This is a genomic window from Aeromonas sp. QDB68 (assembly GCF_027707405.1).
In the GTDB taxonomy this organism is placed as follows: domain Bacteria; phylum Pseudomonadota; class Gammaproteobacteria; order Enterobacterales; family Aeromonadaceae; genus Aeromonas; species Aeromonas caviae.
In genome coordinates, this window is record NZ_JAPCIQ010000029.1 from 20174 (window position 1) to 46005 (window position 25832).

General features: G+C 60.5%; 19 protein-coding genes and 1 tRNA gene. 10 read left to right on the forward strand and 10 right to left on the reverse strand.

Features of this window, described 5'->3' with window-relative positions:
- Positions 1-31: 31 nt before the first annotated feature.
- Positions 32-916 (reverse strand): 6-carboxytetrahydropterin synthase, encoded by an 885-nt coding sequence (locus tag PG892_RS10950; RefSeq protein ID WP_266135983.1) that lies wholly within the window; start codon positions 914-916, stop codon positions 32-34.
- A gap of 79 nt (positions 917-995) precedes the next feature.
- On the opposite strand from PG892_RS10950, the gene PG892_RS10955 reads away from it, so the two are divergent.
- The 4 genes from PG892_RS10955 to PG892_RS10970 all read left to right on the forward strand — a co-directional run bounded on the left by PG892_RS10955 (position 996) and on the right by PG892_RS10970 (position 4689).
- Complete coding sequence (locus PG892_RS10955; RefSeq protein WP_041212846.1) at positions 996-2339, forward strand: dihydroorotase; 1344 nt, start codon at positions 996-998, stop codon at positions 2337-2339.
- A 213-nt stretch (positions 2340-2552) separates the two neighbouring features.
- A tRNA-Pro gene (locus tag PG892_RS10960) sits at positions 2553-2629 on the forward strand.
- Positions 2630-2749: 120 nt separating this feature from the next.
- Positions 2750-3226, forward strand: coding sequence for a CC0125/CC1285 family lipoprotein (locus tag PG892_RS10965; RefSeq protein ID WP_235713041.1), 477 nt, complete (start codon positions 2750-2752; stop codon positions 3224-3226).
- 203 nt (positions 3227-3429) lie between these two features.
- Positions 3430-4689 carry a dicarboxylate/amino acid:cation symporter gene (locus tag PG892_RS10970; protein ID WP_045525467.1) on the forward strand — a complete coding sequence of 420 codons (1260 nt, stop codon included), beginning with the start codon at positions 3430-3432 and terminating at the stop codon, positions 4687-4689.
- 73 nt (positions 4690-4762) lie between these two features.
- Here PG892_RS10970 and PG892_RS10975 read toward each other — a convergent pair whose 3' ends face one another.
- Entirely contained in the window at positions 4763-5209 is a 447-nt protein-coding gene (locus tag PG892_RS10975) for a methyltransferase family protein (RefSeq protein WP_201997480.1), read from the reverse strand.
- Positions 5210-5388: 179 nt separating this feature from the next.
- On the opposite strand from PG892_RS10975, the gene alr reads away from it, so the two are divergent.
- Complete coding sequence (gene alr / locus PG892_RS10980; RefSeq protein ID WP_039038980.1) at positions 5389-6615, forward strand: alanine racemase; 1227 nt, start codon at positions 5389-5391, stop codon at positions 6613-6615.
- Between the two features lie 54 nt (positions 6616-6669).
- Here the strand turns inward: alr and PG892_RS10985 are convergent, their stop codons facing one another.
- The 7 genes from PG892_RS10985 to PG892_RS11015 all read right to left on the reverse strand — a co-directional run bounded on the left by PG892_RS10985 (position 6670) and on the right by PG892_RS11015 (position 14614).
- Positions 6670-7614: a TerC family protein gene (locus PG892_RS10985; protein WP_029314355.1), complete on the reverse strand. Its 945-nt coding sequence runs from the start codon at positions 7612-7614 to the stop codon at positions 6670-6672.
- 435 nt (positions 7615-8049) lie between these two features.
- On the reverse strand, positions 8050-9045 hold the full coding sequence (gene oppF / locus PG892_RS10990; protein WP_049636967.1) for a murein tripeptide/oligopeptide ABC transporter ATP binding protein OppF: 996 nt from the start codon (positions 9043-9045) through the stop codon (positions 8050-8052).
- Complete coding sequence (locus tag PG892_RS10995) at positions 9046-10026, reverse strand: ABC transporter ATP-binding protein (RefSeq protein WP_039038983.1); 981 nt, start codon at positions 10024-10026, stop codon at positions 9046-9048.
- A gap of 108 nt (positions 10027-10134) precedes the next feature.
- Positions 10135-11046 (reverse strand): oligopeptide ABC transporter permease OppC, encoded by a 912-nt coding sequence (oppC, locus tag PG892_RS11000; RefSeq protein WP_010674331.1) that lies wholly within the window; start codon positions 11044-11046, stop codon positions 10135-10137.
- 14 nt (positions 11047-11060) lie between these two features.
- On the reverse strand, positions 11061-11981 hold the full coding sequence (oppB, locus tag PG892_RS11005; RefSeq protein WP_010674330.1) for an oligopeptide ABC transporter permease OppB: 921 nt from the start codon (positions 11979-11981) through the stop codon (positions 11061-11063).
- Positions 11982-12078: 97 nt separating this feature from the next.
- Entirely contained in the window at positions 12079-13698 is a 1620-nt protein-coding gene (locus PG892_RS11010) for an ABC transporter substrate-binding protein (protein WP_041212840.1), read from the reverse strand.
- Positions 13699-13978: 280 nt separating this feature from the next.
- Positions 13979-14614 (reverse strand): YchE family NAAT transporter, encoded by a 636-nt coding sequence (locus PG892_RS11015; RefSeq protein ID WP_010674328.1) that lies wholly within the window; start codon positions 14612-14614, stop codon positions 13979-13981.
- Between the two features lie 832 nt (positions 14615-15446).
- On the opposite strand from PG892_RS11015, the gene adhE reads away from it, so the two are divergent.
- From adhE to PG892_RS11040, 5 genes are all read left to right on the forward strand, one after another.
- Positions 15447-18122 carry a bifunctional acetaldehyde-CoA/alcohol dehydrogenase gene (adhE, locus tag PG892_RS11020; protein ID WP_010674327.1) on the forward strand — a complete coding sequence of 892 codons (2676 nt, stop codon included), beginning with the start codon at positions 15447-15449 and terminating at the stop codon, positions 18120-18122.
- Between the two features lie 110 nt (positions 18123-18232).
- Positions 18233-19468 carry an HD-GYP domain-containing protein gene (locus tag PG892_RS11025; protein WP_041212839.1) on the forward strand — a complete coding sequence of 412 codons (1236 nt, stop codon included), beginning with the start codon at positions 18233-18235 and terminating at the stop codon, positions 19466-19468.
- A gap of 352 nt (positions 19469-19820) precedes the next feature.
- Complete coding sequence (locus PG892_RS11030) at positions 19821-21512, forward strand: sensor histidine kinase (protein WP_124813301.1); 1692 nt, start codon at positions 19821-19823, stop codon at positions 21510-21512.
- The gene (gene btsR, locus PG892_RS11035; RefSeq protein WP_151027625.1) at positions 21509-22213 is read left to right on the forward strand and encodes a two-component system response regulator BtsR; all 705 of its coding nucleotides are present in this window, start codon (positions 21509-21511) and stop codon (positions 22211-22213) included. Before PG892_RS11030 ends, btsR begins: the two co-directional genes overlap by 4 nt.
- Before the next feature lie 144 nt (positions 22214-22357).
- The gene (locus PG892_RS11040; protein WP_143237399.1) at positions 22358-23779 is read left to right on the forward strand and encodes a carbon starvation CstA family protein; all 1422 of its coding nucleotides are present in this window, start codon (positions 22358-22360) and stop codon (positions 23777-23779) included.
- Positions 23780-23841: 62 nt separating this feature from the next.
- Here PG892_RS11040 and PG892_RS11045 read toward each other — a convergent pair whose 3' ends face one another.
- Positions 23842-25485 carry a mechanosensitive ion channel family protein gene (locus tag PG892_RS11045; protein ID WP_124813303.1) on the reverse strand — a complete coding sequence of 548 codons (1644 nt, stop codon included), beginning with the start codon at positions 25483-25485 and terminating at the stop codon, positions 23842-23844.
- Positions 25486-25832: the final 347 nt, after the last annotated feature.

Consider the following 25832-nt stretch of genomic DNA (forward strand, 5'->3'; position numbering starts at 1 on the left):
GCCTTGTTTTTTACTGGCATGCGGCGCGGGATCAGGCGTAGGCGATGGCGCCCTTGCCGACCCCTTCATAGGCGACAATCTTGACGAACTTGTCCCCTACCTGCTTCTTCACCTCGCGGGCGATGTAGTGGGCCAGCAGCTCGATGGTGGTGTCGGTGTCGATCATCTCCACCTCCGCCGCTGGCATGGCGAGCTGGAACAGCCCCTGGGGCGCCACATACTTGAAGCCGATGTAGTGCGCGTCCCCTTCTTTCAGTGACGCCTCGGCCCGCTCGCTCAGGGCGAGTTCGCCAAGGGCCACCCTGTCCTCTTCGGTGCCCAGGTAGATGTCGGCCCAGCGCTCGGCCCAGTTCAGCTCCAGCTCCTCGTTGCGCGCCCCGTCCACCTCTATCTCGATGGGAGAGCGGTGGCCGTGGGCGATGCGCTGGCAGTTGCCATCGTGCTTCTTGAGGCCGTGGCTGTAGTGGTAGAAGGCGCCCTCGATGCGCTCCTGGCGCAACGTCAGGGAGAGATCCTTGATGTTGCCCGGCAGACGCTTGGCCAGTACCCCCAGCAGATAGCGGGTCACCGACTCTTTATCCACCTGGGGGGCGGGAATGAAGGCGAAGCCCTGGGTCGGGCAACGCAGGTGAATGGCGCGACCCGGACGCAGCAGATCCACGGTGCTCTCGTCGTTGTCCAGCGCGTGGACATGGACCAGGGGACATTCCGTCGGCACCAGCAGCTTGTGATCCACCTCTTCATCGATGATCGACTTGATGAGCTTCTTCACCCGACCGAAGTCCAGCAGCATGCTCATCTCGTTGAGCTCGCCGCTCATCTCGATGTCCACCAGCCAGCTCTCGCCCACCATGCCGCGGCGCTCGCATAAATAGCTGGAATCGATCACAGTCAAATCTCTAACAAATAACTTCATTACTCAGGCCTTGCTACAGAGAAAGTGCAGTTTGCGATATTATGACCCCGGATTATCGGCAAAGGAACTGGAACCCCCCATGAACAAATTGCTTATCAAGAATGCCACCCTGGTCAACGAAGGCCGCATCTATGCCTCCGACGTCCTGATCGAGGGTGAGCGGATCGCCCGCGTCGCCCCGGACATCAGTGCCCCCGATGCCGTGGTGATCGATGCAACGGGCCGTCATCTCATCCCCGGGATGATCGATGACCAGGTCCACTTCCGGGAACCCGGCCTGACCCACAAGGGAACCATCGCCAGTGAATCCCGGGCCGCCGTGGCCGGTGGCACCACCAGCTTCATGGAAATGCCCAACGTCAATCCCCAGACCACCACCATCGAAGCCCTCGAAGCCAAATACCAGATCGCCGCCAACTCCGCCGCCGCCAACTACAGCTTCTACCTGGGTGCCACCAACGACAACCTGGAAGAGATCAAGAAGCTCGATCCCAAGCAGTCCTGCGGCATCAAGATCTTCATGGGGGCCTCCACCGGCAACATGCTGGTGGACAACCAGGAGACCCTGGCAGCCATCTTCCGCGAAAGCCCGGTGATGATCGTCACCCACTGCGAGGACACCCCGTCCATCAAGGTGCTGGAAGACGAAGCCCGCGCCAAGTGGGGCGAAGACGTGCCCATGCGCGAGCACGGCCGCATCCGCAGCGCGGACGCCTGCTACAAATCCTCCAGCATGGCGGTCTCCCTGGCCAAGCAGTACGGCGCCAAGCTGCACGTGCTGCACCTGACCACGGCGAAAGAGCTCTCACTCTTTACCGCCACCCCGGATCTGAAGGATCTCAAGGACAAGAACATCACCGCCGAAGTGTGCGTCCACCACCTCTTCTTCAACGAGGCGGACTACGACACCCTGGGCAGCCAGATCAAGTGCAACCCGGCGGTGAAGAGCGCTGCCGACCAGCACGCCCTGCTGGATGCGGTACGCAACGACGTGCTCGACATCATCGCCACCGACCACGCTCCCCACACCTGGGAAGAGAAGCAGAACAGCTACTTCAAGGCGCCCTCCGGCGTGCCCCTGGTGCAGCACTCCCTGCAGGCGCTGCTGGAGCTCTACCACAACGGCGTCTTCTCGCTGGAAACCATCGTCAAGAAGACCTCCCACGCGGTGGCCGAGCGCTTCCAGGTGCAGGATCGCGGCTACATCCGGGAAGGCTACTTCGCCGACCTGGTGCTGCTGGATCTCGGCAAGCCCTACGTGGTCACCGACAGCAACCTGCTCTATCTGTGCGGCTGGTCCCCGTTCAACGGCTACCGCTTCCAGAGCACCATCGAGATGACCCTGGTGAACGGCCAGATTGCCTGGCAGAACGGCCAAGTCACCGACAAGGTATTGGGCAAGCGTCTCACCTTCAACCGCTGATCTCGGCTTGAGAGCATCACGCCAAACGGCCGCCTCCGGGTGGCCGTTTTTCCTGCAAGACAGCGGTGAGGTGCCGACAAAATGCACCACTGGTCGCACTTTGATCCGAAGTTGCTCGCAAAGCAGGCAAACGATCTCGAACCTGAATTTCCCCTGTTGACAGGGTCGGGGCATCTCCATAAACTCCCTCCCCGTCAGCCGAGCTGACTCCGTCGGTGTGTAGCGCAGCCAGGTAGCGCATCTGCATGGGGTGTAGAGGGTCGGAGGTTCGAATCCTCTCACACCGACCAAATTCCCCGAGAAAGGCCTTGTCAGACGACAAGGCCTTTTCTTTTATGGTCTTCCGCCGCGATTGTCTCTCCAACCCCTTTATGCTGTAGTAAAACCCCCTTTGCCAAGCGGCCCGCATCATGTTGCCTTCCCTTCGTACTTTCTGCACCCTTGCCCTCAGCGCCCTGCTGGTCGGCCAGCTCGCGGGCTGCGCCACCGCCTATGACAGTGAAAAATCGTTCTGGAATGGCCAGACCGGTTTTTCACAGACCCAGCTTGGCCCGGCCCGCTGGCAACTGGAGTTTGTGGGCAACGATCTGGTGGACAGGGAAACGGCGCGCAAATACGTGCTCAAGCGGGCCGGTGAGGTGGCACTGGCAAAGGGATACCCCTGGATTCAGGTCGAGACGCTGACCCTGTCGCGGGATGCCGTCAGGGTCACCCCGACCCGCCCCCAATTCGGGTTCGACGAGTACGAGCCAGACACCTTCATGGACGACATGCAGGTGGAACATCGCACCTCGGCCCTGCTCGTCTTCACCCTGGAGGCCAGCCCCCGGGACGCGCACAGCATGGAAGCCGTTTATCTCGCAAAAATTAAAATAAACAGCGATTAATACAAATAAATCACAAGATGCATATCAAATGCAGCTAATAACAGCACAAAACTCCGAAACAAGTCACTGGATTTCCCCTTCGCGATTAGGCATGCTCCAGCACACCGGCTGTCTGGATTCCACCGCCCGGATCACAAAAAAGGACTGAGGCGGCCCCTCGCCGCCTGCACAGGCATTGCACCTATCGAAACCGGAACTCCCCCATGAAAATGAACAAGTTGACCGTTGCCATCCTCATTGCGATGTTGCTTGGCATCGTGACCGGGCAGGGTTATCGCCTGCTCGCGCCCGCACAGGCCGCAGGCTTTGCCGATGACATCACCCTGCTGACCGACATCTTCCTGCGCCTCATCAAGATGATCATCGCCCCCCTGGTGTTCACCACGCTCGTGGTCGGTATCGCCAAGATGGGCGACACCCGCACCGTGGGCCGCATCGGCGTCAAGACCCTGGGCTGGTTCATGCTCGCCTCCCTGATGTCTCTGACCCTGGGGCTGGTCATGGTCCACCTGATGCAACCTGGGGTGGGGCTCTCCCTCTCCCTGCCCGATGACGGCACCAGCTCAGGCGTGGTTGCCACCGCCATCTCCCTCAAGGATTTCGTGACCCACGCCATCCCGAAAAGCGTGGTCGAGGCGATGGCCACCAACGAGATCCTGCAGATCGTGGTCTTCTCCCTCTTCTTCGGGCTGGCCGCCGCCGCCCTGGGGGACGACGCCAAGCCCGTGGTCAAGCTGATGGCCAGCGGCGCCGAGATCATGCTCAAGGTGACCGGCTACGTGATGAACTTCGCCCCGTTCGCGGTGTTTGGCGCCATCGCCGCCATGGTAGCCAAGGAGGGGCTCGGCATCCTCGCCACCTATGGCACCTTCATGGCCCAGTTCTATCTGGCGCTCGGCTGCCTCTGGCTGCTGCTCATCGCCATGGGCAGCCTCTTCATCCGCCGCCGCATCCTGACCCTGCTCGCGCTCATCCGCGAGCCCATCCTGCTGGCCTTCTCCACCGCCAGCTCCGAGGCTGCCTACCCCAAGACCCTGGACAGGCTGGAGAAATTTGGCTGTGACAAGCGCATCGCCAGCTTCGTGCTCCCCATGGGCTACTCCTTCAATCTGGACGGCTCCATGATGTACTGCACCTTCGCGGTGATGTTCATCGCCCAGGCCTACGGCATCGAGCTCTCCACGGCCCAGCAGATCACCATGCTGCTGCTGCTGATGGTTACTTCCAAGGGAATGGCCGGGGTGCCCCGCGCCTCCCTGGTGGTGATTGCCGCCACCCTCAACCAGTTCCACATCCCGGAAGCGGGCATCCTGCTGCTGCTCGGTATCGACCACTTCCTCGACATGGGGCGCTCCGCCACCAACGTGCTGGGCAACGCCATCGCCGCAAGCGTGGTGGCCAAGAGCGAAGACAGCCTGGGTGAGACCGCCCCCCTCGGCGAGGTGGACACCGCCAAGGCGTGATCCCCCCTGACCCCCATGACAACGGCCCGCTTCTGCGGGCCGTTGTCATATGCCTGATGGGGCACGCCGCGCCTCAGCACCAGCGCCTGACCTGTCGGCAATAGTTGTCATAGGCATCGCCGAATTGTCGCCGCAGCGCCTGCTCCTCCGCCAGGATCTGGAAGCGGGTAAGCCAGCCCCAGAGCAGCAGCGGCCCGAGCCACACTGCCATGCCTCCCAGATAGCACGCCAGCGCCAGGGTCCAGCAGAGCAGCCCCAGGTACATGGGATTGCGGCTGATGCGATAGACGCCCCGGGTCACCAGCACCCGGCTGCTCTCCAGCCGCTGGGGGTGCACAGTGGTGCGCTGCTGCCAGAAATGCAGAAGCGCACCGCCCCCCAACAGGGCTCCCGCCAGCCACAGCGTGGCGACCAACACCAGCCACAGGGGCGCCGCCCTCCCCTCGCCCCGCCCCAGCCACATGGCGAGCACGATGACGACGAACAGCAGCAGCGGTGGAATCCGCAACGTCAGCTTCATATTTTCTTCCTGCAACACGTGCCACGATTGACGCCGTTGAGATACACTCCCAGAGTCGGCATCTGGATAAAAAGTGAAATATATCATTAGCATAGCAACATGCCATGACCAGACCTGCCGCAGCTCGCCTCAGCGATGAGCCCAGCCTCAACTCAAGACAATAAGAAAGGACTTGCCCCATGCACAAGAAAACACTGCTCGCGACCCTGATCTTTGGCCTGCTGGCCGGCCAGGCGGTCGCCGCCCCCTACCTGCCGCTCGCCGACGACCACCGCAACGGTCAGGAACAGACCGCCGCCAACGCCTGGCTGGAAGTGGATCTGGGTGCCTTCGAGCACAACATCCAGACCCTGAAGAATCGCCTCGGTGACAAGGGCCCGCAGATCTGCGCCATCATGAAGGCGGACGCCTACGGTCACGGCATCGACCTGCTGGTCCCTTCCGTGGTCAAGGCAGGCATCCCCTGCATCGGCATCGCCAGCAACGAAGAAGCACGTGTTGCCCGCGAGAAGGGCTTCGAAGGTCGCCTGATGCGGGTGCGTGCCGCCACCCCGGATGAAGTGGAGCAGGCCCTGCCCTACAAGCTGGAGGAGCTCATCGGCAGCCTGGAGAGCGCCAAGGGGATCGCCGACATCGCCCAGCGCCATCACACCAACATCCCGGTGCACATCGGCCTGAACTCCGCCGGCATGAGCCGCAACGGCATCGATCTGCGCCAGGACGATGCCAAGGCCGATGCCCTGGCCATGCTCAAGCTCAAGGGGATCACCCCGGTCGGCATCATGACCCACTTCCCGGTGGAGGAGAAAGAGGACGTCAAGCTGGGGCTGGCCCAGTTCAAGCTGGACTACCAGTGGCTCATCGACGCCGGCAAGCTGGATCGCAGCAAGCTCACCATCCACGCCGCCAACTCCTTCGCCACCCTGGAAGTGCCGGAAGCCTACTTTGACATGGTGCGCCCGGGCGGCATCATCTATGGCGACACCATTCCCTCCTACACCGAGTACAAGAAGGTGATGGCGTTCAAGACCCAGGTCGCCTCCGTCAACCACTACCCGGCGGGCAACACCGTCGGCTATGACCGCACCTTCACCCTCAAGCGCGACTCCCTGCTGGCCAACCTGCCGATGGGCTACTCCGACGGCTACCGCCGCGCCATGAGCAACAAGGCCTATGTGCTGATCCATGGCCAGAAGGCCCCCGTCGTGGGCAAGACCTCCATGAACACCACCATGGTGGACGTCACCGACATCAAGGGGATCAAACCCGGTGACGAGGTGGTCCTGTTCGGACGCCAGGGTGATGCCGAAGTGAAACAATCCGATCTGGAGGAGTACAACGGTGCCCTCTTGGCGGACATGTACACCGTCTGGGGCTACACCAACCCCAAGAAGATCAAGCGCTAAGCAAATTGCTGACATGAAAAAGGGCTCCCGAGGGAGCCCTTTTTACTGCACCGTTCACGCCGCCTTTTTGCGGGTCATCAGCAGACTCAGCCCCATGGAGGCCAGCAGGATCAGCGCCACCACGCCAAGGGCGATGCCGGTCGGTATCTTGAAGATATCGAGCAGCAACATCTTGACCCCGATGAACATCAGGATCAGCGCCAGGCCGTATTTGAGCAGGGCGAAACGATCGGCCACCCCGGCCAGCAGGAAGTACATGGCGCGCAGCCCCATGATGGCGAAGATGTTGGAGGTGAGCACGATGAAGGGATCCGTGGTCACCGCGAAGATGGCCGGGATACTGTCCACCGCGAAGATGAGGTCGCTCACCTCCACCAGCACCAGGATGAGCAGCAGCGGGGTCGCGTAGCGCACACCGTCACGCCAGACGAAGAACTTCTCCCCCTCCAGCGTCTCGGTCACCTTGAAGCGACGACGCATCCAGCCGAGCAGGGCATTGTTCTCGAGATCCGGCTCCTTGTCGGCCGCCCACAGCATCTTGGCACCGGTCAGCAGCAGGAAGGCCCCGAACAGGTAGAGGATCCAGTGGAACTGCTCGATGAGCCAGCTGCCCGCGAACACCATGCCGGCGCGCATCACGATGGCCCCCAGCACCCCGTAGAGCAGGACCCGGCGCTGCAGCTCCGCCGGGATGGCGAAGTAGCCGAACAGCATCAACCAGACGAAGACGTTGTCCACCGCCAGTGCCTTTTCGATGAGGTAGCCGGTGAGAAACTCCAGCCCCTTCTGGTTCGCGATTTCGCGCCCGGCACTGTGATCCAGCCAGAGCCAGATGGCCAGGTTGAACAGGAGCGCCACGCTGACCCAGATGAGAGACCAGATGCCCGCCTCTTTCAGGGACACCTTGTGCGCCTTGCCGCCACCGACAAAGCGGATATCAATCCACAACAGGACCAGCACTATGCTGAAGAAACCGGTCCACATCCACCATTCACCCATTTTCACTTCTCCCAAAACGACAAAACCCACGGCCGGGAGGCAGTGGGTTCGCGTTTGGAGCAGATACACCTTGCCTCTCGGCAAGGTCTCACTTACAGCCGACTTGCGTCAACTGCCCGGCTGCCGGGTGCACTGCAGGATATGGGTGCACCGTAATGACGACAAACCGGCGAGAAGTTACTCCCCTTGTGCGGCGGATAGTAGCAGCGACAACCGCTGGCGCCAAGAGGCATCTTATCCCCCATGCAATAAAAAGGGCGCCAGCACGCGCCCTTCTCGATACGGTTCTCCTTAGAACCTGTTTACGAGCTGTCGCGAGAGGTCGTCAACAAGGTAAAGAGCAGCGCAGGAACCGGAATGTATATGAATACATGAGGATTCCGAACAGCGCATGAGCCTTGATCACGGCCTCGCAGCAAGATCGTTAACAGGTTCTCAGAGCGGATCCACCTTGAGACAGGAAACCGCGTGGTCGAAGTTGCCCTCGAGCTGGGGCCGGGTCTTGGCGCACTCCGGGCCTGCCACCGGGCAGCGGGTGCGGAACACGCAGCCGGAGGGCGGATTCATGGGGGATGGCAAGTCCCCTTCCAGGATCTGAATGACCTTGCTGCGCTCCAGATCCGGATCCGGGATGGGAACCGCCGACATCAGCGCCTTGGTATAGGGGTGCAGGGGATTGGCGAAGATCTCCTTGCCGGTCCCGAGCTCCACCGCGTTGCCCAGGTACATCACCAGCACCCGATCGGAGATGTGTTTGACCACGGAGAGGTCGTGGGCGATGAAGATGAGGGAGAGCCCCATCTCCTTTTGCAGGGATTTGAGCAGGTTCACCACCTGAGCCTGGATGGAGACATCCAGCGCCGAGACCGGCTCGTCACAGATGATCATCTTGGGCTCGAGGATGAGCGCCCGGGCGATGCCGATGCGCTGGCACTGGCCGCCGGAGAACTCATGGGGGTAACGGTTCACCAGGTTCGGCAACAGACCCACCTTGGTCATCATGGCGCGCACCTTCTCCTTCACTTCTTCCCTTGGCAGGGTCGGGTAGAAGGTGATGAGGGGCTCGGCGATGATGTCCCCTATGGTCATGCGGGGGTTCAGGGAGGCCAACGGGTCCTGGAAGATCATCTGGATCTCCTTGCGCTTCTCCCGCAGGGCGTTCTGGTCGAGCTTGGTCAAGTCCTGCCCAAGCCACACCACCTTGCCGTCGGTGGCCGGTACCAGACCGATGAGGGCACGGGCGAAGGTGGATTTGCCGCAACCGGACTCCCCCACTACGCCCAGGGTCTCCCCTTCGTAGAGGCGCAGGGTCACCCCGTCCACCGCCTTCAGGGCGGAGGGCTTGGCCCAGGGCCAGGCCTTGTCACTCTTGATATGGAAGTGAACCTTGAGGTCGGACACTTCCAGCAGCAGTTTCTTGTCAGTACCCATTTAGTTCACTCCCTTGATCATGGCATCCGATACCCAGTGGCACGCCCGCTCCCGTCCGTCGTTGAACGGCGTCAGGATCGGAGACTGCTGGCCACAAATTTCGCTCACCCGGTGGCAACGCTCCTGGAAGGGGCAGCCGGTGGGCAAACGCAGCAGGTTGGGCGGATTGCCCGGAATGGTGGGCAGCTCTTCCCCTTCGGTGTCGAGGCGGGGAATGGCGCGCAGCAAGCCTTCGGTATAGGGGTGGCTCGGGCGATAGAAGATATCGTTGACCCGGCCGTACTCCATGGTCCGGCCTGCGTACATCACCAGCACCTTGTCGCAGATGCCGGCCACGACGCCAAGATCGTGGGTGATCATGATGATGGCGGTGTTGAACTCGCGCTTGAGCTCGTTCATCAGGGTCATGATCTGGGCCTGTACCGTCACGTCCAGCGCCGTGGTCGGCTCGTCGGCGATGAGCAGCTGCGGCCGGCACAGGAGCGCCATGGCGATCATCACCCGCTGGCGCATGCCGCCGGAGAACTCGTGGGGGTACATGTTCATCCGCTTGCGCGACTCGGGGATCTTCACCGCGTCCAGCATGCGCACCGACTCCTCGAAGGCGGCAGCCTTGGTCATCCCCTTGTGCAGCATCAGCACTTCCATTAGCTGATCCTTGACCTTCATGTAGGGGTTGAGCGACGTCATGGGGTCCTGGAAGATCATGGCGATCTTCTCGGAGCGGATCTTGTTGAGCTTGTGCTCCGGCAGATTGAGGATCTCGTCCCCCTGAAATTTGGCCGAGCCGGTGATGACACCGTTCTTGGCCAGCAGCCCCATGATAGCAAAGGCAGTCTGGGACTTGCCTGAGCCTGACTCCCCGACGATCCCCAGGGTTTCGCCAGCAGAAAGAGAAAAGTTGAGGTCGTTGACGGCCACCACATTGCCGTCCGGGGTCTTGAACTCGACCCGCAGATCTTTCACATCCAGTAATTTCATCTCAGTACTCCTTATCGCGCTGTCGTGATGGGGGCCTGCCCGTGGTGAACGCGGTGCGTTCCCTGAACGGGTCTGATGGCCCCTTGGCGTCTTGCCGGTCCCTGGGTATCAGCGATCCTTGGGATCCAGGGCATCACGCAGACCATCCCCGAGGAAGTTGAAGCAGAACAGGGTCACCACCATGAAACCGGCGGGGAACAGGAGTTGCCAGATGGCCACTTCCATCGACTTGGAGCCTTCATCCAGCAGGGCGCCCCAGCTGGTCATGGGCTCTTGCACGCCCAGACCCAGGAAGCTCAGGAAGGATTCGAACATGATCATCCCCGGCACCAGCAGGGTGGCGTAAACCGCCACTATGCCGAGCACGTTGGGCACGATATGACGGGTGATGATCTTCCACTTGGAGACGCCGCAGACGTGGGCCGCCTCGATGAACTCCTTGCTCTTGAGACTCAGGGTCTGGCCGCGCACGATCCGCGCCATGTCGAGCCAGCTCACCGCGCCGATGGCGAGGAAGATGAGGGCCAGATTGCGACCGAAGAAGGTCACCAGCATGATCACGAAGAACATGAAGGGGAAGGCGTTGAGGATCTCAAGCACGCGCATCATCAGGCTGTCGACGCGACCGCCGATGAAGCCGGACGCGGCGCCGTAGAGGGTGCCGATGATGACAGCCACCAGGGCCCCCATGATGCCGACCATCAGGGAGATGCGTCCGCCGAGCAGGGTACGCACGAACAGGTCGCGCCCCAGGCTGTCGGTGCCGAACCAGTGGCCGGTCTCCATGTCCGGGGCACTCTGCATGGCCCCCCAGTCCGGGTCATCGAACGTGTACTGGGACAGGTGGGGCCCCACGATCACCGCCAGACCGATGATGGTCAGGATGATGAGGCTGGTCAGGGCCGCCTTGTTGCGCAGGAAACGGCGACGGGCATCCTTCCACAGGGAGCGTCCTTCCACCACTTCCACTTTCTGGGCGAACGCCTCGACGGCTTCGCGCTTTTCAGTTGTGACTACCATGATGAACTCCCGGCTTAGTAACGGATCTTGGGATCGATGACGGCATAGAGAATATCGACCACGGCGTTAAAGGTGATGGTGAGGGCGCCGACCAGAATGGTCAGACCGAGCACCATGGAGTAATCACGGTTGAGGGCACCGTTGACGAACAGCTGGCCGATCCCCGGCAGGCCGAAGATGGTCTCGATGACCACGGAGCCGGTGATGATGCCCACGAAGGCCGGTCCCAGGTAGGAGACCACCGGCAGCATGGCCGGGCGCAGCGCGTGCTTGAGGATGATGTGACGCAGGGGCAGCCCCTTGGCGCGGGCGGTACGGATGAAGTTGGAGTTCATGGTCTCGATCATGCTGCCGCGCATGATGCGGGAGATGGCGGAGATGTAGTACATCATCATGCCGAACACCGGCAGTACCATGAACTGGGCGCCGCCCCCCTGCCAGCCTCCCGCCGGGAACCAGCCCAGATAGATACTGAAGAAGAGCACCAGCAGCGGTGCCAGCACGAAGCCGGGTATCACCACCCCGGCCATGGCCGACGACATCAACAGGTAGTCGATGAGGGTGTTCTGTTTCAGGGCCGCAATGGTGCCGAAGGTGACCCCCAGGGTCACTGCCAGCAGGAAGGCGACCGAGCCTATCTTGGCGGAGACAGGCAGGGCCTGGCTCACCAGATCATTGACGGTGAAGTCCTTGTATTTGAAGGAGGGCCCCAGATCCCCCTGGACCAGGTTGCCGAGGTAAGTGAGGTATTGCATGCCGATGGGCTTGTCCAGGCCATATTTGGCTTCGATGTTGGCCAGGACTTCCGGCGGCAGGGCGCGTTCGCTGGTGAAGGGGTTACCCGGGGCGAAGCGCATCATGAAGAAGGAGACGGTGATCAAGACCAGCAGAGTCGGGATCGCTTCCAGTAGACGTTTAAGGATGAATTTCAACATAGACATTTCCTGTCCTGTACTGCTTCCAAAGGGTCGCGGTTGTAATAAAGGCCCGCCGTCTGGCGGGCCCTGCTTGTTATGCGACTTGTTTCTTTACTCAGTGAGCAACGATGTACATGTCTTTGCTGTAGATGTTGTCCAGCGGGTTGGCCGGGTAGCCGCCCACGTAGGGCTTGACCATGCGGGAGGTCACGTACTGATAGATGGGGGCGATCGGCATGTCCTTGGCCAGGATCTCTTCGGCCTGGACATAGAGCTTGTTGCGCGCCTCGGCATCCACCTGGTTGCGGGACTCGCTCATCAGCTTGTCGAACGTCGGGTTGGAGTATTTGCCGTCGTTGTTGCCGTGAGTGGTCTGCATCAGATCCAGCATGGAGGAGGCTTCGTTGTAGTCCGCAATCCAGCCGGCGCGGCCCACGTCGAAGTTACCCTGCTTCTTGGTCTCCAGGTAGGTCTTCCACTCCTGGTTCACCAGGCTCACCTGCACGCCGAGCTTCTTCCACATGGAGGCGACGGCCACGGCCACCTTTTTGTGGTTGTCGTCGGTGTTGTAGAGCAGCTCGAACTTGAGCGGCTTGCCCGGGCCGTAACCGGCTTCGGTCAGCAGCTCTTTCGCCTTGGCATCGCGCTCTGCCTGGGTCAGCTTGGACCAGGCCGGCGCCACCGGCTTGAAGCCATCTACAAAGTCAGGCACGAGCGTGTAGCCCGGGGTTTCGCCCTTGCCCATCACCTTGTCGGCGATCACGTTGCGATCGATGGCATAGGAGAGGGCGGTACGCACCCGCACGTCGTCAAACGGCTTGTGCTTGAAGTTGTACTGGTAGTAGTAGGTGCCCACATAGCCGCTGACCTTTACTTCGTCCGGCAGCTCTTTCTTCATCTGCTTGAAGCGTTCGATGGGCATGTTGTAGGTCAGATCCACTTCGCCAGCCAGATAGCGGTTCAGCTCGGCGTTGGTGGACTGGATGGGCAGGTAGGTCACCTTGTTGATGACGGTCTTGCCGTTGTTCCAGTAGTTGGGGTTGCGCTCGACGTCGACGCGCTCGTTGACCACCCAGTCCTTCAGCACGTAGGCGCCGTTGGATACCATGTTGCCGGGCTGGGTCCACTTGTCACCGAACTTCTCGATCACCTTCTTCGGGACCGGATAGGTGGTGGTGTGGGAGAGCATGCTGACGAAGTAAGGCACCGCCTTCTCCAGCTGCACCTCGAAGGTATGATCGTCCACCGCCTTCACACCCAGAGTGTCGGCCGGCTTCTTGCCCGCGATGATGTCGGAGGCATTGATGATGGTCGGGATCTCCATGTACCAGGAGTAGGGAGAGGCCGTCTTGGGATCCACCGCGCGCTGGAAGGCAAAGACGAAGTCATGAGCGGTGACGGGATCCCCGTTGGACCACTTGGCATCCTTGCGCAGGTGGAACACGTAATGTTTGTTGTCCTTGGTTTCCCAGGACTCGGCGACGCCGGGCAGGGTCTCACCCTTGGGGCCGGAGGAGACGAGACCTTCGAACAGGTCACGCAATACGTTGGATTCGGGGGTACCTTCCACTTTCTGGGGATCCAGGGTGGCGGGTTCGGAACCATTGCCTTTCACCAGGGTTTGCTCGGGAGCAAGCTTGGTACCGGCGGGGACATCGGCGGCGTGAGCCAGGGTGGCGCCACCGAAAAGTGCAGTCAATAAAAGGGTATTAATAATTGTTTTTCTATGAGTCATTTCCATACTCCAACAAGAACATTCCATGCATTTGTTATCCACGAGACAAACACCTCGCTGCCCGCATAATTCCCTGACAATTCTGATAATGCAATAGATATCATCAGGAACAGGCCGCTTTCATGGTCAAAAAAACAACTTAAAACCATTTATTCAGCATTTAAATATCCCGCAGCGGTCATTTTTCGTACAAGGCCGCTCGATTCTAGGAAATGACCAACAAAAAAGAAACAATAAAAAGCCGGTCACAAGGACCGGCTCCGACAAAAACGGACCTGGCTCACACCAGACCGGGGAAGACTCCCTTGATGCCCGCCACGATGATCTCGATGCCAAGGGACATCATGATGAGACCCATGATACGGGTCACCACGTTGATGCCGGTGTTGCCCATCAGCTTGAACAGCAGGGGAGCGGCGCGGAAGATGAGCCAGGAGCAGCAGGCAAACGCCACCACCACCACGAACATGCCGGCCATCTGGGGCAGGGTCTTCTGGCTGGCATAGACGATGGAAGAGGAGATGGCACCGGGTCCGGCCATCAGCGGCAGAGCCAGGGGCACCACGGCAATGGATTCACGCGCAGCCAGTTCACCCTTCTCCTGCTTGTTGTGCTTCACCTCCCCCAGCTTGCCCTGCAGCATGGACCAGGCGATCAGGGTGATCAGCGAGCCACCGGCAATGCGAAACGATGCCAGGGAGATGCCGAAACTGTCGAGGATGAGCTGTCCCATGCACATGGAGACCATCAGGATGATCATCACGGCAATGTGGGCGGTGGTGTTGGTCTTGCGTCGCTCCTCCGGCGACATGTGGCCCGTCAGGCTCACAAAAACCGGCAACAGACCCAGCGGGTTGATGATCGCAAACAGGCCGACGAAAAATTTCAGGTATAAAGAGAAGTCTATTGCTGCCATAGGCGCCATCCAGAACCAATACGAGCCACAAGGGGCCAACCCCCAAACTACGCGTAAATTTACACCATGGCTTTTCCCTTCTCCAATCAAATAATCTCACCCTTACCGGGGCTTTTTAGTTAGTTCCGCTAATGTATCGACAAAATTCAACATATCGGGTTGTTAAGGAAGAGTGGCCACCATTAACATCGCCGGGTGCCATGACAGCGCGTTATATCAACCCTCAGCCAAGAAACGATATTTTCGGCAAATGGCACCCTTGCTTCTCACCACACCTGCTTGCCGCCCCCACCCGCTCCTGTGACCCCGATTTTGGCCTTTCTCACCCTGGTGCGGTGCCAGTGGGGCCGGCTGTGCAGAGGTGACAAGCTCCCTGCCACCGCCAGATGTGCTGTTTCGCCAGGGCGACTGGATGAAAACAACAACCCCTTTCTCAACATAAATGAAACGTCAGGGGGCTAGGCGTTCTGCCGCCATCATGGCAATGCCACCTTCCCCCATCCCGGTCAAGGCGAGAATTCATCGGATCCCCTTCCCTGAGCAGATATTTCAAGGGCGCGTGACAGCAGCTCGTGATGCCAAGAAAGGATGACACACTCCCGTAACATAGTGGTGCGATAAGGGGTGAAACAAAATTTCTTTTGTTCTTTTGTTACATATGATCCAGATCAATCTTTTCTGACACATCCCGACCCTATAATCGAGTCAGAAAACAGTTTACTAAGGCATGTAAATACCCCGTTATGGTGATTCTCGCCTTGACAAGGTGGCTATAATTGCCGGGCATTGCCAAGGTCTTACTAAACAGTTTTCAAATCATCAGGAGATAAACATGGCAGTAACCAATTTGGCTGAACTGGATGCACTGGTTGCCCGCGTCAAAGAAGCACAGCGTCAATTCGCCAGCTTCTCGCAAGAGCAGGTAGACAAGGTCTTCCGTGCCGCCGCCCTGGCCGCCAGCAACGCCCGTATCCCCCTGGCCCAGATGGCCGTGGCTGAATCCGGTATGGGTATCATCGAAGACAAGGTTATCAAGAACCACTTCGCCTCCGAATACATCTACAACGCCTATAAAGATGAAAAGACCTGCGGCATCCTGAGCCAGGACGACGAGATGGGCACCATCACCATCGCCGAGCCGGTAGGCATCATCTGCGGTATCGTACCGACCACCAACCCGACTTCCACTGCGATCTTCAAGGCCCTCATCTCCCTGAAGACCCGCAATGCCATCATCTTCTCCCCGCACCCCCGCGCCAAGAACTCCACCAATACCGCTGCCAAGCTGGTACTGGATGCAGCCGTGGCTGCCGGTGCGCCGAAAGACATCATCGGCTGGATTGATCAACCCTCCGTCGAACTCTCCAATGCCCTGATGCGTCACGACGACATCAACCTGATCCTGGCCACCGGTGGCCCGGGCATGGTGAAGGCCGCCTACTCCTCCGGCAAACCCGCCATCGGCGTGGGTGCGGGCAACGTGCCCATCGTCATCGACGAAACCGCCGACGTGAAGCGTGCCGTCGCCTCCATCCTGATGTCCAAGACCTTCGACAACGGCGTGGTCTGTGCCTCCGAGCAGGCTGTCATCGTGGTCGACTCCATCTACAACCAGGTCAAGGAGCGTTTCGCGACCCACGCCGGCTACATCCTCTCCAAGGACGAAGCGGACAAGGTGCGTAAAGTGCTGCTGATCAACGGCGCCCTGAACGCCGACATCGTGGGCCAGCCTGCCACCAAGATCGCCGCCATGGCCGGTGTGACCGTGCCTGCCACCACCAAGATCCTCATCGGTGAAGGTCTGGAACTCTGCGCGGAAGACGAGTTCGCTCACGAGAAACTCTCTCCAACGCTGGGTATGTTCCGTGCCAAGAACTTCGAAGAAGCCGTCGAAATGGCCTGCGACATGGTCAACATCGGTGGTATCGGCCACACCTCCGGTCTCTATACCGACCAGGATCGCAATGCCGACCGCATCAAGTACTTCGGCGACAAGATGAAGACCGCCCGTATCCTCATCAACACCCCCTCCACCCAGGGTGGTATCGGTGACCTGTACAACTTCGCGCTGGCCCCGTCCCTGACCCTGGGTTGCGGCTCCTGGAGTGGTAACTCCATCTCCGAGAACGTCGGTCCCAAGCACTTGATCAACAAGAAGACAGTCGCAAAACGGGCAGAAAATATGCTGTGGCACAAACTTCCGAAATCCATCTACTTCCGTCGTGGTTCCCTGCCGATCGCCCTGGGCGACCTGGAAGGCAAGAAGCGCGCCATGGTGGTGACCGACCGATTCCTGTTCAACAACGGCTATGCCGATGAAGTGGTTCGCCTGCTCAAGAAGCTGAACATGGAAGTGGAGATCTTCTACGAAGTGGAAGCCGACCCCACCCTGTCCGTGGTCCGCAAGGGCGCCGAGATGGCCAACTCCTTCAAGCCGGACGTGATCGTCGCCCTGGGTGGTGGTTCACCCATGGATGCCGCCAAGATCATGTGGGTCATGTACGAGCACCCGGATACCGCGTTCGAAGACCTGGCCATGCGCTTCATGGACATCCGCAAGCGTATCTACAAGTTCCCGAAAATGGGCGTGAAGGCCGAACTGGTCTGTATCACCACCACGTCCGGTACCGGTTCTGAAGTGACCCCGTTTGCGGTCGTGACCGACGACGCCACCGGCATGAAGTACCCGCTGGCCGACTACGAGCTGACCCCGAACATGGCCATCGTGGATGCCAACCTGGTGATGGGCATGCCCAAATCCCTGTGTGCCTTCGGTGGTATCGACGCCGTGACCCACGCCATGGAAGCCTATGTCTCCGTGCTGGCCAACGAATACTCCGACGGTCAGGCGCTGCAAGCCCTGAAACTGCTCAAAGAGTACCTGCCGTCCAGCTACATCAACGGCGCCAACGACCCGGTTGCTCGCGAGAAAGTACACAACGCTGCTACCATCGCCGGTATCGCGTTCGCCAACGCCTTCCTGGGTGTGTGCCACTCCATGGCCCACAAACTGGGTGCCGAGTTCCACATTCCGCACGGCCTGGCCAACGCCCTGCTGATCAGCAACGTCATCCGCTACAACGCGAACGACAACCCGACCAAGCAGACCGCGTTCTCCCAGTACGACCGTCCGCAGGCTCGCCGTCGCTACGCCGAAGTGGCTGACCACCTGGGCCTGACCGCTGCAGGTGACCGTACCGCCGCCAAGATCGAGAAGCTGCTGACCTGGCTGGACGAGCTGAAGGCCACCCTGGGGATCCCGGCCTCCATCCGCGAAGCCGGCGTGAACGAAGCGGACTTCCTGGCCAAGGTAGACCAGCTGGCGCTGGAAGCCTTCGATGACCAGTGCACCGGCGCCAACCCGCGCTACCCGCTGATCACCGAGCTGAAAGCCATCCTGATGGACACCTACTACGGCCGTCCCTTCATCGAGGAAGCCCCTGTTGCCGCCCCGGTTGCAGCCAAGGTCGACACCAAGGTGGACAACAAGAAAAAATCCAAGGCCTGATAAACGCCACGGATGACAAGAGCCCGCGCACATGCGCGGGCTTTTTTGTTTGTCTATCTGTTTAATTTTGCTAGCTTGTTGATAGGCAAATTCGACAGAAGAGCTAGTCCATGGCGCTGATACAGGCCTCCATCGAGCAGTTGAGAGTCGGCCACTACATCCATCTTCCCACGGGATGGACGAGCCACCCTTTCATGTTCAACGCCTTCAAAATCAAGGACCAGCAGCAGCTCGACATCATCCGCCACCTCGACCTGACCCTGCTGATGGTGGATCCCGACAAGAGCGATCTGCCGGTAGAGCCCCTGCTGCGGGCCGAACCCGTTCCCTCTCTTGAGATGAGCGACACCGGGGATACCGCCCCCTCTTCTGAGGGCCCCACCTTCGACGAAAAGGCGTTCAGGCGCTCCCTTCGCATCGCGGACAAGGCGTTCGGTCAATCCCTGTCAGATCTTCGCGACGCCCTTGGCGCCCTCAACCTCAAACCGGACGAAGGCCTGGCCAATACTGCGCAGATAGTGCGCAGCACCGCCGCCCGTCTGGCAGAACACCAGGGGCCGCTCGGTCTGCACCTCATCCGCAGCCAGAACACGGATACCCTGCTGCAACACAGCCTGAGCGTGGCCTTCATCGCCATGCTGGTGGCACGGGAGCTTGGCATGAATCCCGTCGAGATCGAGGAGACCGGTCTGGCGGGCCTGATCCACGACATCGGCGAGCTCAGGATCCCGAGCCAGATCATCCAGAAGCGGGGGGAGCTCAGCAAGGCGGAGCAGAATTTCCTCAACATGCACCCCCAGTACGGACTGGTGATGCTCAACCAGTTGCAGGCTTTCGAACCCAGGATCCGTGAGGTCGCCTACCTGCATCACGAACGCCTCGATGGCAGCGGTTTTCCCCTCGGGATCAAGGGCGACAAGATCCCCCCCCTCGCCCGCCTCATCGGGCTGGTGGATCACTATGACGAGCTGCTTCACCCGCGCAGCGGCCTCAACCCGCCGGGGCCCAGCCAGGTGATCGGCCAGCTCTACAAGCTCTCCCAGAAGAAGTTCGAGCAAACCCAGGTCAGGTTGCTGATAAAGGTGCTGGGGGTCTATCCACCGGGTTCCCTGGTGCGCCTGGATGACGATGCCCTGGCCCTGGTGCTCTCCACCGAGCCCAGCATGCCCCTCAGACCCAAGGTGCTGCCCTACCTCAAGGGGCAGCGGCCGGAAGGAGTGGCCATGATCGATCTGCGGGAAGATGCGCGAAGCATCGTCGCCACCCTCAGACAGGAAGAGCTGGACGACGCACAACGCGCTTTTTTCGGTCTGGGTCGGCGGGTCTGTTACTATTTCGCCTTCTGAGTTATCCCCAGAAGCTGGGGATAACTCATTGGACAAACCTGAATAATTGCTCAGGTCCCCTCGAAATCGTCCACCATTGGAGCTGGATAAAAAACGCCCAGCCGATGGCCGGGCGGAGCATGCCACCTCCGTGTGGCGTATCCGGTGGATACCTTCATGCTCGCATCAACAATATCAAGCGGGCATCGATTACACAAATATCAATTTAACGTGCTGATTTTATATGGTTTTATTTTTCCATTCTGGCAAACTGCCGCAGCGTTCAGCCCGCAGCCCGCATCAAGACGGGCTCAGGCTCACCCTGCGTCATGACAACGCCCGGCTCCGGCGTGGTGTTTGAGGAAGCTTTTTTATGCAACTAGTCCTCTCTCTGCTCCAGCAGATGAGCGTCAGCCTGGTCATCGCCTACCTTTTTTCCAAAAGCCCCCTGTTGCGTCCCCTGGCCAACTACTCCGTCAGGCTGCCCCACAAGGTGCTCATCTATGTCATCTTCTCCTGCTTTTGCATCCTGGGAACCTATGTGGGCCTCGACATCGATGACGCCATCGCCAACACCCGGGCGGTCGGTGCCGTACTGGGGGGACTGCTGGGCGGCCCCCTGGTGGGATTCCTGGTGGGGCTGACCGGCGGCCTGCACCGCTATACTCTGGGGGGGTTCACCGATCTCGCCTGCGCCATCTCCACCACCTGCGAGGGGCTGTTGGGGGGGCTGGTGCACTGGCAGCTGATGCGGGCAGGCAGGGTCAATGACCTCTTTGCACCCAGGGTCGCCTTCTTTACCACCTTCGTGGCCGAGATCATGCAGATGGTGATCATCCTGCTGGTCGCCACCCCCTTCGACAAGTCCCTGCTGCTGGTGCGCACCATCGCCACCCCCATGATCCTCGCCAACTCCTGCGGGGCGGCGCTCTTCATCAGCATGATCCGCGACCAGCAGCGGATGTACGAAAAGTTCTCCCGGGTCTTCTCCGCCAAGGCGCTCACCATCGCCAACCGTACCGTCGGCATCATGAGCCAGGGGTTCACTCCGGAGGCCAGCGGCAAGATAGCCCATATCGTTCAGGAAGAGACCGGCGTCGGCGCCGTCGCCATCACGGACACCGACAAAATCCTCGCCTTCATCGGCACCGGGGAAGATCACCACAAGCCGGGCACCCCCATCACCTCGGCGATCACCCTGCAAGCCATCGCCCAGAACAAGGTGCTGTTCGCAGATGGCAACAGCCAGCCCTATCGTTGCAGCATCTCCCCCCAGTGCCAGCTCGGCTCCGTGCTGGTGATCCCCCTGCAGGGTGACGAGGGGGTGATCGGCACCATCAAACTCTATGAGCCCAAGAAGCGGCTCTTCCTCAAGATCAATCACACCCTGGGAGAAGGGATCGCCAACCTGTTGTCCCAGCAGCTGCTGGCAGGCCGCCTGGAGCAGCAGCAGCGCCTGCTGGTGCAATCCGAGCTCAAGCTGGTACAGGCACAGATAAACCCCCACTTCCTGTTCAACACCCTCAACACCATCAGCGCCATTACCCGCCGCGATCCGGGACGGGCACGGGAGCTGCTGCTGCACCTCTCCCGCTTCTTTCGCAACAACCTCAAGCGCCAGAGCGGCCTGACCACGCTGCGTGAGGAGCAGGAGCACTGCCTCTCCTACCTGGAGATAGAGCAGGCCCGCTTTGGCGAGCGGCTCACCGTCATCAACGAGATCCCGCCCCACCTTGCCGAGGTGCAACTGCCGAGCTTCACCCTGCAGCCCCTCATCGAGAATGCCATCAAGCACGGCATCTGCTCCCTGCTGGGAGAGGGGCGACTTCGCCTCTTCGCGAGGGAAACCCCCGAGGCGATCACCCTTTGCGTCGAAGACAACGCCGGGGCCTGGCAGCCATCCGGCCAGGGGGATGGTCTGGGGATGAGCCTGGTGGACAAGCGCCTCAAGAGCGCCTTTGGCGAGCGCTATGGCATTGACGTCCAGTGGGAGCCGGAGCAATGGACCCGGGTCTCCCTGACACTCCCACGACAACCCCGCACCACCGCCAAGGAGATGACATGATCCGCACCCTGATCGTCGATGACGAGCCCTATGCCCGCGAAGAGCTGGCAGAGCTGCTGGCCAGCGATCCCGACATCGAGATCCTGGGCATGGCGGGCAACGCCATCGAGGCGCTCGGCCTCATCCAGCAACTCAAGCCGGATGTGGTGTTTCTCGATATCCAGATGCCCAAGCTCAGCGGCATGGAGCTGGTGGCCATGCTCGATCCCCTGCCCCGCATCGTCTTTGTCACCGCGTTCGACGACTACGCCATCCAGGCCTTCGAGGAGAACGCCTTCGACTACCTGCTCAAGCCGGTGGAGCCGGCGCGCCTCGCCAAGACCCTGGCGCGGCTCAGGCAGGACATCACCCCGCAACCGGTCGGGACCCTGGCCCCGACCATCCACCATATCCCCGGATACCTGCACAACCGGGTGCGGCTGCTCCCAACCTCCCAGGTGGAGTACGCCTTCTCCGATCTCGGCGGCGTCCATGTCGCCTGCCAGGGCGAGCTGTTTCACACCCAGCTCACCCTCAAGTCCCTCGAGGAGAAGACCCCGCTGCTGCGCTGTCACCGCCAGTATCTGGTGGCCCCGGCCGCCATCTTCGAAATCCGTTTGCTGGATAATCAGCTGGCGGAGATCGTGACCCCGAGCGGGGCCCGGGTACCGGTCAGCCGCCGCTACCTCAAGGAGCTAAAAGACGAGCTGGGACTGGAATAAAGCGGGGCGCGATGTGCTCCGGATCACAGCGGACAACCGCTCGGGTCGCCATGTCGCCGCTCACCCCCTTTCACCTGCCGTTAACAGAAGTCCCCCCCTACACTGGCTGCGCACACCAAAAAATAACAAAGCAGGAGCGTAGCAATGATCTGGTTCTTCCTCTGTGTCGGCTTACTTGTAGCCGGCTACTTCATATACGGCAAATTCATCGAACGGATATTCGGGCCCAAACCCGAGTTGAAGACCCCCGCCATCACCATGGCGGACGGGGTGGACTATGTCCCCATGTCGGACAAGAAGGTCTACCTGGTTCAACTGCTCAACATCGCCGGCGTCGGCCCCATCTTCGGCCCCATCCTGGGTGCCCTCTATGGTCCGGTCGCCATGCTCTGGATCGTCTTTGGCTGCATCTTCGCCGGTGCGGTCCACGACTACTTCTCCGGCATGCTGTCGGTACGCGCCAGGGGCGCCTCGGTGCCGACCGTAGTCGGTGAGCACCTCGGCACCGCCGCCAAGCACTTCATGAACCTCTTTGCCGTGGTGCTCCTGATGCTGGTGGGCGTGGTCTTCGTCCTGAGCCCGGCGGGCCTGCTCGCCAACCTCACCTCCACCGACCTGGTCTACTGGATTGCGGCCATCTTCGCCTACTACATCCTCGCGACCATCGTCCCCATCGACAAGATCATCGGCCGCTTCTACCCCATCTTCGGCGCGCTGCTGGTGTTCATGTCGGTCGGCCTCATCATCGGCCTCATCGTCTCCGGCAAGGGCTTCTACAACACCGGGATGGACTTCTCCAACCTGCACCCGACGGACCTGCCGCTCTGGCCGCTGCTGTTCATCACCATCGCCTGTGGTGCCGTCTCCGGTTTCCACGCCACCCAGTCCCCGCTGATGGCGCGCTGCATGCAGAACGAGAGCTCCGGTCGCTTCATCTTCTACGGCGCCATGATAGGGGAAGGCATCATCGCCCTCATCTGGTGCACCCTGGGTCTCTCCTTCTACGACAGCACCGAGGCACTCAACGCCACCCTGGCCAGCGGCGGCCCCTCTGCCGTGGTGCACGAAGTCTCCACCAGCCTGCTCGGTACCGTGGGCGGCATCCTGGCGATCCTCGGCGTGGTGATCCTGCCCATCACCTCCGGTGACACCGCGTTTCGCAGCGCCCGCCTCATCGTGGCGGACTTCCTGAACCTGACCCAGAAGCCCATGGCCAAGCGTCTGCTCATCGCCATCCCCATGTTCATCCTTGGCTTCATCATCTCCAAGGCAGAGTTCGGGGTGATCTGGCGCTACTTCGGCTGGGCCAACCAGACCACCGCCGTCATCATGCTGTGGGCTGCGGCCGCCTACCTCATCAAGGAAGGCAAGCTGCACTGGGTATGCACCATTCCCGCCATCTTCATGACCGCAGTGGTCATCACCTACCTGGCCAACGCCCCCATCGGTTTCGGCCTCGAGATGAATGTTTCCACCATCATCGGTCTGGTGAGCACCGCCCTCATCACCCTCGCCTTCCTGGTAAAATTCAGGCCCTCCCAACTGAGAGAGGCCAAGGAGAGCTGAGGCATCAGCTTCTCTTCATGACAAGAGGCCCGGCATTGCTGCCGGGCCTCTGCTTTTTGTGGTCACTCTCTGGCGGGGGGCTCGGCGGAATCGGGCGCCCGGGCCGGCGCCTGATACCACTGCTCCCTGGCCACCAGCACAGCCTGTTCCGGCTGGGCAATGAAGTTGGGGGACATGATCTGCACCCCGAACTCGTTGAAGACATCCTGAATATGGCCATGGAGCTCCGTCTTGACCACCGCAGGGAGTTCGCTTGCCTTCATCCTCACCTGCAACTCGTACTCCACATACCAATCCTGCAGATGCAACTGCCGCACCAGGGGAGCTTCATCCTGATTGAGCCGGGTGCAGCGCCGCGCGGCCAGCTCCAGCATGGCATGTACCTGACGCCAGGGGGTGTCATAACCGATGGTCACCTTGGTCAGCAGGGCCACCCCCTTCTCGCCCGCCAGCCTTGTCAGGTTCACCACCTTGCCCCCCACCACCACCGCATTGGGCAGAGTGACCTCGTGATCCTGGCGCGTCACCAGCTTGGTCGAGAGGGCGTTGAGCTCGCTCACCATCCCCTCCACTTCGCCGATCTGCACCAGATCCCCTGGCCGCAGTGCGCGGGAGTAGATGAGCACCAGGCCGCTCATGGCATGGTTCATGATACCGGCCGATCCCAGTGTCACCATCAGACCGAAGAAGACGCTGATCCCCTTGAAGGCATCGGAATCCGCCCCCGGCAGATAGGGGTAGGCCACGGTCAGGGCAAACAGCCAGATCACCACTGACAGCAGTCGCCGGGTGGCGCCTATGGTCTCGGCGTGCAAACCCTGCACCCGAAACTGGCCACACTCGATGCGGTCGAAGAGGATGGCCAGCATCTTGATGAAGAAACGGGTGATGACCACGATAAGCAGCACGGTTACCAGACCGGGCATGGCGGCAATCATGCCCTCCAGCATGTCGCCACACAGGGCAAACAGGGATTCCCCAAGCTGATAGCTCCAGGCCCGGGTCTGGGGGAACAGGCCGAGCACATAGGTCAGCCAGCCATAGGTGAGCATGAAGATGAGCAGCAGCGTGATGAGGCCGAGCAAGCGGACCTCGACATTCCCGGTGACCTGGCGCCAGGAGTGGGGGACCAGCCCCTTCTGCAGCAACAGGCGGTTGGCCAGCCACTTTCTGACTCGCCGATGCCCCCGCTGCAACAGCCAGATGAGACCGAAGAAGATCAGGCTGACCACCACCGCCAAGCCGACGGCTCTGAGCAAATAGGGGGTCGAGTGCAGCTCGAGATACTTGATGCGCACGCCGTCGAGCCGATGCAGGACGCGTTCGGCCGCCTGATCCAGGGTCAGCTCGTCGAATTCATCAAGGTCCCCTTCCAGCAGCACCAGAATGCGCTTGCCATTGACCAGAAACTCCCGGCTCTCCTGGCCGTGTCGGCTGCCTTTCGTCACGGCCACAGGCGTCATGAGGTCGCTTGGCTCCATCCGCTGAACTCGCTCATGGGCCAGCCGTACCCTGGCCGCCCCATCCAGGTTGCCATATTTAGCCGTCAGCATGACGATGGGTTCATGAAGCAGGACCAGGGTCTGTGCCCGCTCCTGCTCATTGGGCTCCATTCTGGGTTCGGCGGTCCAGCCGAGGCGGGACCACAACAGGCAGATCAGCAACAGGCCAAGCCGCCATCCTTTGCCACTGCACCATTCGTTCATCAGGTTCACCTCTCACCTTGCCCGGGCATCCATTGCTGTTTGATTTTATCTAACCAAATCAATTTTGTGTGTTAAATGAGCAACCGATGAACCATGCCTGTACCGCCACACCAACTCTCCGATTGCAGACTTGCACCGACGGCATATGCTGTCATTATTGCCGAAGCCTCGACTCGACAATCGAAGCATTGTTAGCGACTCAGACGGGAGAAATCGATGGTACTTGACTACATTGCCCTGGGGATCCTGGTGTTTGTCGTCTTGGTCATGCGCGAATTCAACTTCGAAGTGCGACACTCGCCTATGCCGCCTGACGGTACTCTTCGAATACCTTGACAGGCTGCCTG